Raw genomic sequence first — 14980 nt, 5'->3', positions numbered from 1 at the left:
TACCAACTTAACTTTTATCATAATGATCCATGTAGTATATTTCAAGCAGAAGATGAAGCCGATCTTGCGGCGCTCGGCCGCGATTCGCAAAAAACAGAATGGATAGGAGCAGGTATGAACGACAACCACGAAACGATCCAACAGCTGCAGGATGCTTTCTTCCGTTTCTTGAAAGCCGAATGGCGGCAAAAGCCGGTCGGCGGACTGACGCGAAGCGACATACGCATCCTCTTCTGCATCTTGGACTTCGAGAACGGCGGCAATCCCAAGCCCAAAATATCGGAAATCAGCAGAAGGCTGCAAGTCACGACGCCGACGGTCACCCAATTGATCAAGAAGCTGATCGAAGAGAAGCTCATCGAGCGCTCCGTCGATCCGGACGACAGGCGCTCCGTCGGCATCGAGCTCACGTCCAAAGGAAAAGAGGTCGCCAAGGAAGCCGATGCGCTTTTCAAGGAATCGCTCGGAGGATTGATCGATCATCTGGGCCTGGAAGAAAGCCGGCACTTGGCCGATCTGCTGACCAAAGCGTATCACTATTATAATAATCGGGACTAGAACGAATCATGACAACCAAAATGAAACGGCCGGTACCCGCGCGCGTTGGCTAGCTCCACTATAATACGAAAGCGCCTATGTTAAGAAATACATAGTTTTCACAGGCGCTATAGACCGTGTCTATGATGCGGAAGCCCTTCGCAAATAGAAAAAGACGCCAGGATCATTCCGGCGTCTCTTCGTTCGCTTCGGCCACCCGTTATACCGTCGTTGCAAGGATGCGATCGATTAACCAATAGGCTCCCAGTATTAAGGCGATCGCGGAGCCGGCCATAACCGCCCGTCTGGAGAATTTCCACCGATGCAGCAGGAAGAGCGGGAACAGCACCAGCGCAACCAACGCGACTTGAATCGTTTCGATGCCCAGATTGAAGCTGATCAAGTCGACTGCCAGCTCGCTCTTCGGAATCTCCATTTCTTTCAAAATATCGGCGAAGCCCATGCCATGGATCAATCCGAACAAGAAGGTTAGCACCCACCGGTAGCTAACTTTTTTCCGTACGATATTTTCAACGGCCACGTAGCAGATGCTGAGCGCGATCGCGGGCTCCACGAACCACGCAGGCACATCGATCATGCCGAGCACCGTCAACGTCAGCGTGATGCTGTGCGCGATCGTAAACGCCGTTATCATTTTGGCATACTGCCCGAACGTTTGCCTCGCGATCAGCAGCGAGAACAAAAATAATAGATGATCATAGCCGCCTAATATATGACCCATGCCTAACGTAAAGAAAGAGTACCAGCCCGAAGCATGCTCCGTTCCGTCCGAACTTTCCGTACCGCCGGATGCGGCGCTATCGGCATCCGCCTGCGATTGCAGGTCCGGACGGAGAGCCGCGTAATCTTTATCGGCGAGTTTCATCGACCATACGCGGTACTTTCCCGACAAGGCGGATGTACTGTTATGTTTGCCGTAATCGATTTTGACTAAATCGACGTAATTCGCGGTCACTTTATCGCTTAAGTACAGATTATCCGTTAACTCGATCGATTGGGAAGCCAATACGGGGGGGAAGTCGATCGCGAGGACCAGTTTTGTTGCGTTTCCTTCGCGTTTCAGCGCATAGCTTTCGATCTGGGACCATTCCTGCGGCACGTTATCGATTTTCAACTGAATATCTTTCTTTAACAATGCCAAAAATTCGTCTTTTACCCCGTCGAACTCTTCCTGCTCCAGCGTACCGTTCTTGTTCGCGTCGCCCTCCGTCAGCTCGATGACGGAAAGCTCGTCAAGCGTGTACGTCATGCCGACGTTGGCTTTCGTCAGCGTCAACGTCGTATAGCTGGCGCTGTAGGCATGGGCGTCCGCTTGTCCGAGCGGAATGAACAGCAGGGATAGAATGGACAGCATGACGGAAATTCGCATTGCAGCTTGGATACGAAACATGATTTCTCTCCTTAGCTTAGAAGAATAGTTTTACAAGCAGCCAAAGGATTGCAACCGGCACGATCACTTTCGATATTCGCGGAATCGCGCTCTTCGCTTTCAAGGCGAACTGAAGCAGGAGGTATAAGAGGCCGGCTACCAAAATCAACGCGACGCCGATTCCGGTCATATACGCCAGAACGGGGTATGCGTTATTCCCTCCGTCCGGTTCCAACCCGGCCAGACCTTCCACATAACCGGCCCCGTAGAAGAAACCGAACCCTCCCGCCATCCAGGGATAGAGATTTTTCTTCTTGCCGAGCAGGGTATACAATGAAACGACAACAACGCTTAAAGCAACCATGAAATGAGTGAACTGGCTGGGCAGGTCCACTGCTCGCATGCTCGCCAACGCCAACGTTACGGCAACCATGCCCAAGAAGACGAATAGCGCGATCGCAAGCTGCTTGAAGGATGTCCGACCTATAATCAACAGCGCGATTAAAATTATCGCTTCGAACATAATCAACATTTGCTTAAGACCGAGCAAGGCAAAATGCCCCAACGTGTAGGGCAAACTCATTTCCCCGATTTTCATTTCATGCAGTTCGGCGACGAACACCGCGTTCGCTTTTAAATCGCCGAGCGCCGCGTTGACGTAATTGACGTGATAGGGATCGCGCTGAAAGACCAGATTATACGCCATTTCGAATTTCCGCGGCGTATTCACGACCGGAAACTCCAGCACCGCTTCCGCGAACGGCTGGTTCTGATCCTTGACCTCGACCTGACTCAGCCGCGTCATTTTTCCTTTAAGCGGCAAATCGTCCGCATACAGCTGTATATTCGCCAGCAAATATTTTTCTACGGGATCCTGCAGCTCCGTGACAAACCGATTGTAAGCCTCCGGTGTCAGGTCCCCTACATCCGGCGCTTCCGGGGTCGCCTCTACCCGGATATCGTACATATTGATTTGCAAGACCATTTTAATGGCATGGCCATCCATCGAAATATCCGTAAACGCTATGCTTACATTGTCATGAGCGGACGTAGCCTTGGGAAATAAACCTATCGCAAAACAGAAAACAATTGCCGTACAGCCTATAAGCCTGCCCAATCTTCGTAACATCGCTGCCTCCTAATGAACTGAAATCTGCTTCAGTTCACACGATACCATACGTTAATTATGCCAATATTAAGTTCATCTTCCATTTCGTTTCTATCAATCAGCGTGAAGGCGAATAGCTCAAAAAAAGGAACAAGTCGATGCCGTGACTTGTTCCTTTCTTTAATTTCAGCGAAAGCTTGTCCAGCTCGCAAGCATAACGATTGTTCCCCGATTACTGGTTCAAGCGGGTAAAGATGGCATACAGGACTTTGGCCGCTTCGTCGCGTTTCAAGTTGTCCAGCGGTCTAATCTTGCCGTTGCTGCCGCTGATGATGCCCGCGGCGACGAGCTTCGCCGTGCTGTCCGTTGCGTATGCCGACACTTGCTTCGCGTCGCCGAAAGCAGAGAGGGAGGCTTTCTCCGAAAGCGGTTTGCCGGCAATCGTGAACGCGCGATCCATCAAGGCCATCATTTCCTGTCTGGTGATCTGCGATTTAGGGTTGAACTTGTTGTCGCTGGATCCGTTGACCAGGCCGGCCGCTTTCGCCGTCATGACGGCTTCATAGTAATACGCCGTCGAACTGACGTCGCTGAAATCCGCGCCTTGCTTCTGCGCTTTCAAACCCAGCACGCCGACTAGCAGCTTGGTGAAGTCCGCTCTCGTAATATTGGCCGCCGGAACGAACGTCGTTGCCGTCATGCCGGTAATGATGTCGCGCACGGCAAGCGCTTCGATCTCGTTCTTCGCCCACGAGGTTTGAATGTCAGTAAAGCTCTTCTGGGCGAAAGCGATGCCGTAATTGCTGAAATGGTTGGTTGCGAATTGAATGCTGTCGCTTTGCGCGTTATACGCGCTGTTGGCCACCGCATGCAGCTTGCCTTGATCGTCGATATAAAACACGACCAATTTATCGCTGTTCTTTGCTTCGTCCGCGGTCGGCGCGTAAGGAATCGATACCGTTACGGCAGCCTCGTCATTGTTCCAAGCAATCGCTTTCCCGTCCACCATGAAATGCAGATCGAACACCGGATGATTGCCGAGCTGCGCCTGAACATCCGGGGACAGGAGGGATACGTCCTGCTTCTTCACGACCAACGTCAACGTATTGGCATTGGCCGCTTGTTCCTTCGGCAGCACGTTGGACGGAAGATTGAAGGTTCCGTACGGCGTCAACACCGTAACCAACCGCTTCTCGGACGTCGCGAGCAGGAAATAAGGGAATTGCATCGCGATTTCACCTTTGTCATCCGGCTTGACTCCGGTTGCATCGAGGGTGATAACCTTGACATTGTTCTTGTCCGTTTTGGCTTGTTCCACCGCGACGAGCGCATCTTGGCTGCTCAGCACGTACAAACCGTCGTTAGCCGGAGGAGGCGTGGTTCCCGTTGTGTTGCCCGGACCCGTGTTGCCGCCGCTTTCATCGCGCGTGACGTTCAGCACTTTATTCGGCTGCGCCGTTTCGGAGCTTACAGAGCCGACGGTTGTAATGGCCGTTACTTTCGTTTCTGCAAGGGTGACCGTCGCCGCGGCGCTGCCCGTGTAGGCGAACGTGATCGTAGCGACGTTTATTTTCCCGTTGTATTTATTGGCAAGATCATAAAAGCCGAGGTACGTCACGCCATTGCTTTCTTTCGGACCCACTTTGGAGCTGCCGGACGTCGTGCCGCTTAAGGTGACGGTTTGAATCGTTACACCGTCTAAGCGAAGACCGAATTCGGCGCTGCTGAACGGGGCGTTATTGTCCAAGAGAATATCGACGGAAAAGGCATTGCCGCCGACCTTGATGCTGGATTGAGAGAAGTCCACGGATTGAATATGTTGATCGGCTAACGCATAAGCAGGTACCTGGAAGCTAAGGCAACAGATGACTATGAGTGCGGCTAACCATTTTATTTTCATTGGTTTAAACTCCCTAAGTTAGTTGGGAGCGGAAGAAGACGCAAGGTCTTCTCCCGCTCCTTTACCTGCTTTTTCTTAATTTATAATGTGGTTCATGATCAAGGTTAAGTCCGCGGTATCGATCACGTTGTCTTCGACAACGTCGGCGCGCTTCGCTCCTGCCCATCCCGAATCGGCAGAAGTTAATCTGTAGAACTGGGTAGCGAAGGAAATATCGCCAACGTCCGCTTTGGTGTCTTCGTTCACGTCGACGACGTCTTTAAACGTGCGAATCAGGATCGATGCCGCTTTTTCCTCCGTGTTGTTCAGCACTTCCGTGTTGATTCCCTTGGAAGCCGTCGTTACCTTCTCGAGTTCGATGTCCGCTTGCAAGAACCGGTTGAATATGTTCTTCGGTTCGAGCGTCAGCTTCACGACGTCCGTATAACCCTCTGCCGTTATCGGCTTCGTAAAGCCCGCGAGGAATCGTACGGTGCCATCCTTATCTTCGAAGGCTTGGATGTTATCGTCCTGGCCGATCAACTCGGGCGTCAGCAATTTAAATTTCGTGCTGTCGTACTTGAACGTCACGTCGAGCGCGTTCACGTCGTCCGTGTTGCTCAGCGCCAGATAGAATTCTGCTTTTTTGGACAGTTCCGCGATGATCGTGCTCATTTTGGCGTACACTTTGACGTTCGGTTGATTCGTAACCGTAATCGGAGCATTGTTCGCTTCGATCGTGGAAACTTTTGCTTTGTGTTTGTTCAACGTCGTGAGATCGGATCTCGTAAGCTCTACGTTGGTTACGGCGGATTTTTGGCCGGTCGGCGCTTCGAACGTCAGCTTGATGACATCCGCATAATCCACGGTGTGGATCGGAGTTGCCAGCGTCGCCTTGATGTTTACTTCTCCGGCCGTAGCGGTGTCGACTACGAAGCTGCCCGTATCCGGCGTTACCAATGCCGCTGCTTTGAATTTCGCTTTCGTGCTGTCGAACTTGAACGTTACGTCGAGGTCTTTCACGGCGTTCGCGTTCTTGATGGCGTAGTACGTGCTGGATTTATCTTCTGCTTTCGCGTAAACCTTCGCGTCTTCCGGTTTTTTCAGCACTTTGTAGGAGTCGATCTTCGTGAGGCTGTCGTCCGTTTCAATCTCGTACGTATCGTAGGTGAAGGTCGTCGGGGTTACGGTAACCGTGGAGAACGACGTCTTCCTGTGCTGGATCCGAGCTTCGGAGTAGTATTCCGCTACCGGTGCCAGATCGTAGTATTTACTGCCGCTCGCGGAGTTCGCCGTGAAGTAGGACGTTCCGGTCGGGTTGATATCGTTGCCTTCTCCGTCCTTGAATTGCGTTTGGACATTGCTGTTATAGAGCGGGTACGATCTCGCGTACGAGTGGTCATGACCGGTGAATACCAGATCGATGTCTAGCTCGTCGATGACCGGCTGCAGATAGAGTCTTCTATCTAGCGAATCCGATTGCGAGTGAGCCGAGCCGGCGCCGTAGATGTCATGATGCAGCGTAACGAACCGCCATTTGGTATCCGGGTGATCGGCTACGGCTTGTCTCATGAATACGGCGTGATCCGCGGTGCTGGAGCTGTTGGAGTTCAGCACCATGTACAGCGCGTCGCCATACGTATACGAGTAATCGCCGTTCACGATGTCGGTACCGACTTTTTGACCGCCCAGGGTCGTCAGGTTAGGTACGTTATAGTGGTACTGATAGTTGATATTCGTATCATGGTTGCCGACGGTAGTCGCGACCGGAATATTCTTGAGTTGATCGGGAGCCAGGTACAGATCGTATTGCGCCTCGGATGTTCCCGTATCGACCTGATCGCCGCCCGACATGACGAAGTCGATGTTCGGGAAGTTTTGTTTCGCAAGTTGCATGGTTCTTTTCCAGCCCGCGCCGTCCGTGGTTGCGTTGCCGCTCGCGCCGATTTGCGGATCGCCGACGTACATGAACGTGTAGCTGTCCGGATTCGGTGTTTTGTAATTGGAAGCCGCGCTCCAGTTACCGTCCGTGCCGTCTCCGAAGCGGTACGCGTATTGGGTGTTCGGCTCAAGACCCGTTGCCGTTACTTTGTTGGAATTGTAGCCGGTGACAGCCGCGGAAGTCGTTCCAGTGAAGGTCATAATCTTGTCGGCAGCCGGGAAATCGGTCCCGTTAACCAGATCTGCGGTTTTCGCCATTTGAACGACGGCCGCACCCGGATCAACGGAAGAGTACCAAGCGAAGTTCAATTGGGACACATCGGACCCCGGAGAAAGCGAAAGGGCCTTGGACGTATAGGCGGCTTGTACTTCGACTGCTGCTTCTTCGCCGACGGCTCCTCCATCTCCAAGCGCGCTTGCTGGCAATATCGATACTGCCAACACCGAAGATAGAATCAACGAACCTATCTTCGTGAATTGCTTCTTCTTGCCTTTGCTAAACATTGAGATACCAACACTCCCCTTAACCTATTTTGCGAGCCTATTAGCCCGACCCTGTAAGTGTAAGGTTGATTTGTTAAATCGCTTTCAGAATTTAGTGTTACCTTTGTAAATTTATGTCTAATCTATCATCAATCACCAAAGACCTACGACCAATGCCCTCCGTGCGAGAACGCCTTTTTTGGGCTCTGAGTCTTTCGATTTAGAGGCAAATCGCTTACGAAAACAATATATTAACCTCCTTGTGCATTTTTTGACAATGAGATAGATTGATTAGTGTGTTTGGGGTATTTGGGCCGTTCATGCATACAGAACCTACTCGGAGGTAAGCGATGAAATTAACGAAAACGACAAGAACGGCTCTCTCTCTCCTGGCACTGGCAGCCATCTGCGTTTCCATTTATATGTTTCATAAGGCGCCTGAGGTGAAATACCTCCAATCGGGCGTCGCGGATTCTAAATACGAAACGGCGAAAGTATTGAAGATTGTCGATGAGCAATTAGAACAAAGTCCCGATCAACTCAATCTTCGAACCGGTACGCAGCAATTAGAAGTGAAGATCCTGACCGGCGAGCATAAGGGCGAAGTTCGCACTATCGTCAACTACGTCAGCCTATTCAATCATAATATATTCAAACCAGGCTCGACGGCCGTCGTAAACGTGGATACGGCTTCCACGAAAGAATATGAGGTTTTTGTATACAGCAACCATAAGGCCCCTATCATCCTCGGTCTAATCTTGCTCTTCTTTGCCGCGTTATGGGCGGTCGGAGGCAAAAAAGGGCTGCTGTCCGTGATCGGCATCATCTTCACGTTCGGTTGCATCGTTTATTTGTTCATTCCGATGGTTTATAGAGGGTATTCACCGATTTTGGCAGCCGTGTTGATCGTCATTCTGGCAACCTTCGTCACGCTTGTTCTGCTGAACGGGTGGAGCTCTAAAACCTGGTCGGCGATCATCGGTACGCTGATCGGCGTGACGGTAGCCGGTCTTATCGCTTATGTAGCCGGAAATATGGCGCATATCTCGGGGTACAACATCGATAGCGGAGAAGCGCTCGTGACCATTTCGCATAACACGGGTTTACAGCTGAAAGATCTGTTGTTCGCGGGTATTTTGCTTGCATCGTTAGGCGCGATGATGGATGTCAGCATCTCGGTCGCCGCAGCCGTTCATGAGGTGTACCTCGCCAAACCAACCATACGCAGGAAGGAATTGTACTTGGCCGGTCTCAGCGTGGGACGGGATATGATGGGCACGATGGCATCCACGTTGATACTCGCGTTCACGGGCAGCGCGCTTAGCTCGCTCATCGTCATCTACGCGCTGCGCACTTCCATTGCACAAATGCTGAACATGAACCTGATCGGAATCGAAGTTATCCTCGGCATGAGCGGCTGCATCGGAATCGTGCTCCTCGTGCCTGCCGTTGCCTTCGTATCCTCCAGAATCATTCCGAAGTATGAACGACTGCCGGCAATGGCTCCCGTAACCGAGAAACTTCAAGTAACCGAGCAACTTTAAACTAACCGAGCAACTTTAAACTAACCGAGCAACTTCAAACGATGCAAAAAGGAACACGTCGACTTCATGACTTGTTCCTTTTTTCATGCGGCCACGTTGGCGCCTATTCCGAACGAGTATCCCCTGCCATGACGTTCACCGAGCGTTCAGCCGGCAAGGACGGCCGCAAGGGGCGCGCTTCCCTTATAGCTTGGCGGCCGGCTTGACCGTGAAGGTGCCCGCATAGCCTTTGGAACCGACCTCGATCGCGTAATCGCCGGGCTGGGGATTGTTGAGCAGGAATATGTTTTGGCCCGGTTTGACGTCGGCGCTGAAGTTCAGATCCTTGGAGACGATCTTCAATCCGTTTCCCGCGCTGGCCTTGACGTTGAAGATGACTTTGATCATGGCATTCGCCTGAAACTCGGTCACCTTGGGCGCAAAGCCGGCTCCGGTCACGTCGATCGTGGCGACCTGCAGGTCGTTCTCGTCGTCCATGACCGCCGTTTGCGTTTGCGGCAGGCCGATCGCGCCGAGGTGCAGCCGGTCCTGCAGCAAGAGGATGCCCGCGAAGCAGACGACGGCGCACGCGGCGAGCACGTACGCGCTTCGGTAAGAAGCCTTTATCGCCGCCTTGGGCTTGCCCTTGGCGGCCTTTTGCGGCGAAGCGCCGCTGCCGGGCGCCCGCTCCGCGATCCGCAGGGCGAGAAACGCGATGACGACGAACGTCAGCGCCGCAGCCAGCACGACCTGGCCGGAGCCGAAGAAGAGGCTGCCCAGCACCGTGCCGAGCATGCCGGCGATCGACCCCGCCAAGCCGCCGTTAGTCGCTGCCCGCGGCCCGTAGGGCGATCCGCCGAGGACGCCGGCCGCCGCGCCGAACAGCACCGCGAACGCCAGCAGCGTAATCAGCGGCAGGTCGTAGGACTGCGCCATAATCGTGCCGAAGGCGAAGCTTCCCGGCACCGCGACCGCGGCAGCCATGCGCGTGCCCGTCCGCTTGGACCAGACGCTTCTTTTTTGAAAACCGATGAAAATGAAATAGAGCTCGATTACCCCTACCAGCAGAAGACTCCCCGTATTGAACAGCATGACGTCCACCCTCCGTGTTCGTTCGCGCGCGATCTGATGCGCGTATTAATTGGCCCTTCGATTGGCCCTTCATTGATTCGATCGTGGTTCGCAGCCGCCGGCGTTCCGGCCAGGCCAGCCGTCATTTCAATTTCTTCGCGAAGTCCCAGTCCGGGTAAATATACGGGATGCTCGGCGCGGATGCCGGTTCCGTGCTTTGGATCATTAACTTGATGACGGGCATTTCATGAGAAGTCGTCTTCGAAAGCGTCCCCGTAATCGTCACCCACGTATCGTTCGCGAAACTTGCGGCGTTGTCCGCCTCCGCGATGATGCCGTAAGGCGAGATATCCGCGATGCAGTGCGTCATCGCCATCCGTCCGATGATCAGCTGATTGGCCGGCAAACCGTCCTCGCGGTAAACGAAGCCCGTGATCTGCAGCGTCTTGCCTTGAAAATTGTCGACGAACGTGTTCATCGCCTGCAGCTTCTCGATGAACCACTCGTCGCTCATGACGATCTTGTCCTGTTTGTAAAGCAGCATGCCGAGCTTGGCGTAATCCCGGTTGTACGTGTCCGACCTGAATAGGGTCTTCAGATCCGGATCCTCGCCGCCGTCCAGCCGCGCCAGATCCGCCGGCATGCCGCCGCCCGTGAAGACGCCCAGATTCATGCCTTTGTTATGCGCGAGCGACCCCGCGAACGCTTCGTTCGGCATCAATAATCCCAGCAGAACGGGGAGAAGGAACAACCCGTATACGAGCCCGTTCTTGACGGGACCTCCCGTCGGCTCATGGCTGTGCCCGTGATCGTCGCCGTGCGAATGTCCGTCCGCCGCGCCGCAGGCGCAGGAAGGGACGGGCTCTCGGAACGACCGAACGAGCAGATACAGCTGGCCGATCATGAACAGCGCCATGCATATCGCGGCCAGGTCGACGTATTTCACGAGCTGCGGCGCGATGAAGAGCAGAATCTGCCCGGTGAGCGATAAATACGCGATGTAAGCCGTCAGTCCGAACAAGATCGTCAAACGGACGGCGTGATGCAGCAAAGGCGCTAGCCGGTTCGTCGTCATCATGCGTCCCCCTTTCCTCACAGTATGAATTGCCCGAGCGCCCACGTGCCCGCATACACGATAACGGCGACGAGCGCGCCGTACAGCAGCACGAAGCGCGTTTTGAATACCGCCGACATCATCAGCAGCCCTTTCAGGTTCAGCATCGGCCCGAGCACCATGAACGCGACCAGCGCGCCCGGGGCGAAGGTCGTCGTGAACGACTGCGCCACGAACGCATCCGACGTGGAGCAGAGCGACAGCAGGAAGCCGAGTCCCATCATGATCGCGCCCGAGCCCGCCGGGCCATGACCGAGCGCCTCGAGGGTGCCCCGAGTGACGAACGCTTGAAGCAGGCCGACCAGCAGCGCGCCGATCATCAAATACTTGCCCATGGAGAAAAATTCGCCGATGGAATGGCTCATGACGTCCACCAGCTTGCCCATGGCGCGGTTAGGTTTAGGGTGATGATGAGCGTGGCCGTGATGACGGTTATGATCGTCGTGAAGATGGTTATGGTCGTGATGAGCATGGTCGTGACCGAGTCCATGTCCGTGATCGTGGCTTGCCGCGGACTTCAATTGGTCGGTCTTGACGAAGCGGTGCACGATGAGCCCGATGACGATCGCCGCCGCGAAGGCGAGTCCCATCCGGGACCAGACGATCTCCGGCTTGTTGCGGAAGGCCGTGAACGTGGACCAGAACACGATCGGGTTGAGGATCGGCCCCACGACGAGAAACGTCGTTGCCGCGTACAGCGGCACGCCTTTATGAATGAGACGGCGGATCGCCGGCACCATGCCGCACTCGCAGATCGGGAAGATGATGCCGATGAAGCTGGCCGCCACGATGCCGAGCAGGGGATTGCGCGGAATCAACCGCTTGATCGTCTGCTCGGACACGAACACTTCCAGCAGCGCGGAGACGATGACCCCGATCAGAATAAACGGCAGCGCTTCGATGATCACGCTGATGAACATCATTTTGACGATCTGCAGCTTCGGATTGCTAAGGATGGTCCCGGGCGAATGCGTCGAGAGCAGATAAAGGCCGATGATGAACACGATGGAGAAGAGGGCCATCCAATTGCCGCTCCCGCGCCGCGGTCTGGAAGCCGTAGCCGTATTTTGCATAGGAATCCTCCTAAAAGTTTGCGAAGCAAACTGCTTCGAAAGCATAAGCTCCGTTTTGCGAAGCAATGCCGCAGCCAGCTAAGTCATGATGCGCTCCGCGAGCCAGATTCCGCCGAGCGCGAACGCCGCCGCCGAGCCGGCCATGACCGCGCGCCTTGCGTACTGCCACTTATGCAGCAGGTACAAGAGCGGCAGAAGCACGGCGACGAGCGAAATTTGAACGATTTCGATGCCGAGGTTGAAGCTGATCAGATCGCCCGCCAATTCGGATTTCGGCAGGTCCATTTCTTTCAGGAGATCGGCGAAGCCCATGCCGTGAATGAGGCCGAACAAGAACGTCAGCACCCAGCGGTAGCTGACCTTCCCGCGCACGATGTTGTCGATGGCGACGTAGCAGATGCTCAGCGCGATGGCCGGCTCGACGATCCGCGGCGACACGTCGATGATGCCGAGAACGGTCAACGTCAGCGTGATGCTGTGCGCGACCGTGAACGCCGTGATCATCGCGGCATACTGCTTGAAGGTTTGTCTGGCGATGAGCAGCGAGAACAGAAACAGCAGATGGTCATAGCCGCTAAGAATGTGATTGATGCCGAGCTTGAGGAACGAAATCCAGCCCGAGGTCGGCGAGTCGCCGCCCGATTGCGGCCGGGACGCGGTGCTTGATTGGGTCGCGGCGTTGGCTTGGCCGTTCGCGTCGGGCTTCTCCGCCTGGCCGTTGCCGGACGCCGGCGAGCTGGCATCCTGCGGCAGCGCGGCGTATTCGCTCTCGGTCATTTGCATCGCCCACAACCGGTTGTCGCCCGACAAGGCCGCGGTGCTCTTCTGATTGCCGTAATTGATCGTGAGCAAATCCACGTAGTTCGATGTGCTGCTCTGCTTATACAATTGGTCCGTCATGGCGACCGCTTGATTGGCTCCGACGGGCGGATACGAGACTTTCAGAATCGCCTTCGTCGCATCCCCCTGCCGGTCGAGCACGCTGCTGACGACCTTCGTCCATGGCGTCGCGGTTCCCCCCAGCTTCAAGACGATGTTTTGCCGCACCAATGCGATCAACGGATCCTTCACCTTTTCGAACTCTTCCTGTTCCAGCATGCCGTTCTTGTTGACGTCGCCGCCCACCAGCTCGATGACCGACAGCTCATCCAAGGAGTAGGTCAGTTCGGTGCTGGTCTTGGTCAAATCAAGCGTCGCGTACCCGGCGCTGTAAGCATGCGCGTCGGCTTGCCATGCGAACGAAAGCATGGCCAGAACCAACGCGGCCAGAAAACAAGCCGTATAGCGTGCTGCGGATTGATAGCGAACCATTTTTTGGAGCCTCCTCCCTCTAAAAGACAACAGGGATGCCAGCTTCGCAATGAAGCGGCATCCTGTTGTGTTTGCAGGTTGTTCCCGGATGTCTATGAATGAATCAGGTTGTAGACGATTTGAGCCGCTTCCGCGCGCGTCGTGATCCCTTTCGGATCGAAAAGTCCCGCTCCGCGTCCTTGCACGAGATGGAGCGCCGCAGCCGATTTGACGAACTGGGCCGCCCAAGGGGAAATGTTGGCGGCGTCGCCGAAGGTTGCCCCTTCGGTGCCGATTGCCGCATCGCCCTTCATGTGCGCATAAGCGCGCATCAGCATGACGACCATTTCCTCGCGCGTGATCGGGGCGTTCGCGTCGAACAGCGTGCTGCTCTTGCCTTGAACGATGCCGGCTTGCACCGCGATCGAGACGTCGTCGGCGTACCAGTCCGTGGACTTCACGTCCGCGAACGCGGCGCTGCCTTTCTCCGTCAGGTGCAGCGCCCGAACCAGCAGCGATGCGAACTCGGCGCGCGTGACGCTGCGTTTCGGTTCGTACGCGTTTGCGCTCGTGCCGCTTACGATATGCTGCGCCGTCAATTCCTTGATTACGTCGGCAGCCCAATAATTGGCGGGCACGTCGCCGAACGCTTTGGAGAACTCAAGGACGGCGTATTGGCTGAAATGGGAGATTTGAGCTACCATATAGCCGCCTTCATAATGCCCGCCGATGTATTCAAGCGTTCCGTCGTCGGCAATGTAATACACGCCGGCCAACTTAACGTCGACGTCGGAGCCGACCTTCAGCTTGATGGTGATCGGCTCGGAGAAGGTCGAGAGATCCGTCGTTTTGCCGTCTGCCGTCGTAACGGACAGATGGAACGCGTACACGTCTCCGACCGGCTTCAAGTCGGCGCCGGAGGCCGCTTCGCCCTTGGCGATCGCTTGGGCCGCTTCATCGTTGGTCAGCGGCACCATGCGGAGCGAAATCGTGCTCTTCGATTGATCGTCCGCCGGCAATTTGCCGAGCAGCTCTTGAAGAACTTCGCCCGGAACGGTCAGCGCGAGATCGCCGGAAGTCAACTCAAGGCTGCTGCCTTTGATCGCATTCGCGGTATCCGCCGGAATCTTGACTTCCTGCGTGCCTGCCGGTACGGTTGCGGACTTGCCGCCGCTGCCGTTGTCGGCCAATTTATCGGCCGTCACCGTGTACGAGTTGTCCGCAGCCGGAGGCGTAACCGGAGGAATGTAGCCACTGCCGCTGCTTGGTGCCGCCTTCACGGTCACTTCCGCTGTCGCCGTGAAGCCGCCGTCCGCTGTCGTCACGGTAATCGTCGCCGTTCCCGGCGCGACCGCCGTAACTTGGCCGGCTGCGTCCACTGTCGCTACTTGGGCTTTATCCGAGCTCCAAGTTACATCCTTGTTCGTCGCGTCGGTTGGCGCTACCGTTGCCGTCAAGCCCACCGGCGCATCGCCTACCGTCATCGTGAACTCCGACTTGTCCAGCGTGACGCCCGTTACCGCTACCGTTGCCGCCTTCACGGTCACTTCCGCTGTCGCCGTGAAGCCGCC

11 protein-coding genes are annotated in these 14980 nt (G+C 55.2%); 2 read left to right on the top strand and 9 right to left on the bottom strand.

Features of this window, described 5'->3' with window-relative positions:
* The first annotated feature begins 114 nt into the window (after window positions 1-114).
* Window positions 115-558 (top strand): MarR family winged helix-turn-helix transcriptional regulator, encoded by a 444-nt coding sequence (locus GT019_RS17630; RefSeq protein ID WP_161744508.1) that lies wholly within the window; start codon window positions 115-117, stop codon window positions 556-558.
* 199 nt (window positions 559-757) lie between these two features.
* Here the strand turns inward: GT019_RS17630 and GT019_RS17625 are convergent, their stop codons facing one another.
* The 4 genes from GT019_RS17625 to GT019_RS17610 form a co-directional block, all read right to left on the bottom strand.
* Window positions 758-1948 (bottom strand): HupE/UreJ family protein, encoded by a 1191-nt coding sequence (locus GT019_RS17625; protein ID WP_161744507.1) that lies wholly within the window; start codon window positions 1946-1948, stop codon window positions 758-760.
* Window positions 1949-1964: 16 nt separating this feature from the next.
* A complete protein-coding gene (locus tag GT019_RS17620) occupies window positions 1965-3044 on the bottom strand; it encodes a HupE/UreJ family protein (RefSeq protein WP_161744506.1) in 1080 nt (359 codons plus the stop codon).
* Window positions 3045-3267: 223 nt separating this feature from the next.
* A complete protein-coding gene (locus tag GT019_RS17615) occupies window positions 3268-4935 on the bottom strand; it encodes an S-layer homology domain-containing protein (RefSeq protein WP_161744505.1) in 1668 nt (555 codons plus the stop codon).
* 75 nt (window positions 4936-5010) lie between these two features.
* Window positions 5011-7359 carry a metallophosphoesterase gene (locus tag GT019_RS17610; protein ID WP_161744504.1) on the bottom strand — a complete coding sequence of 783 codons (2349 nt, stop codon included), beginning with the start codon at window positions 7357-7359 and terminating at the stop codon, window positions 5011-5013.
* Window positions 7360-7688: 329 nt separating this feature from the next.
* Between GT019_RS17610 and GT019_RS17605 the strand changes: the two genes are divergently transcribed.
* Complete coding sequence (locus tag GT019_RS17605) at window positions 7689-8882, top strand: YibE/F family protein (RefSeq protein WP_161744503.1); 1194 nt, start codon at window positions 7689-7691, stop codon at window positions 8880-8882.
* A gap of 183 nt (window positions 8883-9065) precedes the next feature.
* Here the strand turns inward: GT019_RS17605 and GT019_RS17600 are convergent, their stop codons facing one another.
* From GT019_RS17600 to GT019_RS17580, 5 genes are all read right to left on the bottom strand, one after another.
* Window positions 9066-9953, bottom strand: a complete 888-nt coding sequence (locus GT019_RS17600; RefSeq protein WP_161744502.1) for a cupredoxin domain-containing protein — start codon at window positions 9951-9953, stop codon at window positions 9066-9068.
* 121 nt (window positions 9954-10074) lie between these two features.
* Window positions 10075-11007, bottom strand: a complete 933-nt coding sequence (locus GT019_RS17595; protein ID WP_161744501.1) for a TIGR03943 family putative permease subunit — start codon at window positions 11005-11007, stop codon at window positions 10075-10077.
* A gap of 17 nt (window positions 11008-11024) precedes the next feature.
* Window positions 11025-12119, bottom strand: coding sequence for a permease (locus tag GT019_RS17590; RefSeq protein WP_235948485.1), 1095 nt, complete (start codon window positions 12117-12119; stop codon window positions 11025-11027).
* 78 nt (window positions 12120-12197) lie between these two features.
* Window positions 12198-13430, bottom strand: coding sequence for a HupE/UreJ family protein (locus GT019_RS17585; protein ID WP_161744500.1), 1233 nt, complete (start codon window positions 13428-13430; stop codon window positions 12198-12200).
* Window positions 13431-13522: 92 nt separating this feature from the next.
* Window positions 13523-14980: S-layer homology domain-containing protein (locus GT019_RS17580; protein ID WP_201755434.1), on the bottom strand; the 1458-nt coding region annotated here is incomplete at its 5' end.

Source organism: Paenibacillus glycinis, assembly GCF_009909185.1.
Classification (GTDB): domain Bacteria; phylum Bacillota; class Bacilli; order Paenibacillales; family Paenibacillaceae; genus Paenibacillus_Z; species Paenibacillus_Z glycinis.
The sequence above is the reverse complement of the archived record's forward strand: the minus strand, read 5'-3'. Positions and strand labels throughout refer to the sequence as shown.

Coding starts and splice junctions, on each gene's coding strand:
- GT019_RS17595 (WP_161744501.1), bottom strand. CDS start 11,007: ATGACGACGAACCGGCTAGCGCCTTTGCTGCATCACGCCGTCCGTTTG.
- GT019_RS17615 (WP_161744505.1), bottom strand. CDS start 4,935: ATGAAAATAAAATGGTTAGCCGCACTCATAGTCATCTGTTGCCTTAGC.
- GT019_RS17630 (WP_161744508.1), top strand. CDS start 115: ATGAACGACAACCACGAAACGATCCAACAGCTGCAGGATGCTTTCTTC.
- GT019_RS17605 (WP_161744503.1), top strand. CDS start 7,689: ATGAAATTAACGAAAACGACAAGAACGGCTCTCTCTCTCCTGGCACTG.
- GT019_RS17625 (WP_161744507.1), bottom strand. CDS start 1,948: ATGTTTCGTATCCAAGCTGCAATGCGAATTTCCGTCATGCTGTCCATT.
- GT019_RS17610 (WP_161744504.1), bottom strand. CDS start 7,359: ATGTTTAGCAAAGGCAAGAAGAAGCAATTCACGAAGATAGGTTCGTTG.
- GT019_RS17600 (WP_161744502.1), bottom strand. CDS start 9,953: ATGCTGTTCAATACGGGGAGTCTTCTGCTGGTAGGGGTAATCGAGCTC.
- GT019_RS17585 (WP_161744500.1), bottom strand. CDS start 13,430: ATGGTTCGCTATCAATCCGCAGCACGCTATACGGCTTGTTTTCTGGCC.
- GT019_RS17590 (WP_235948485.1), bottom strand. CDS start 12,119: ATGCAAAATACGGCTACGGCTTCCAGACCGCGGCGCGGGAGCGGCAAT.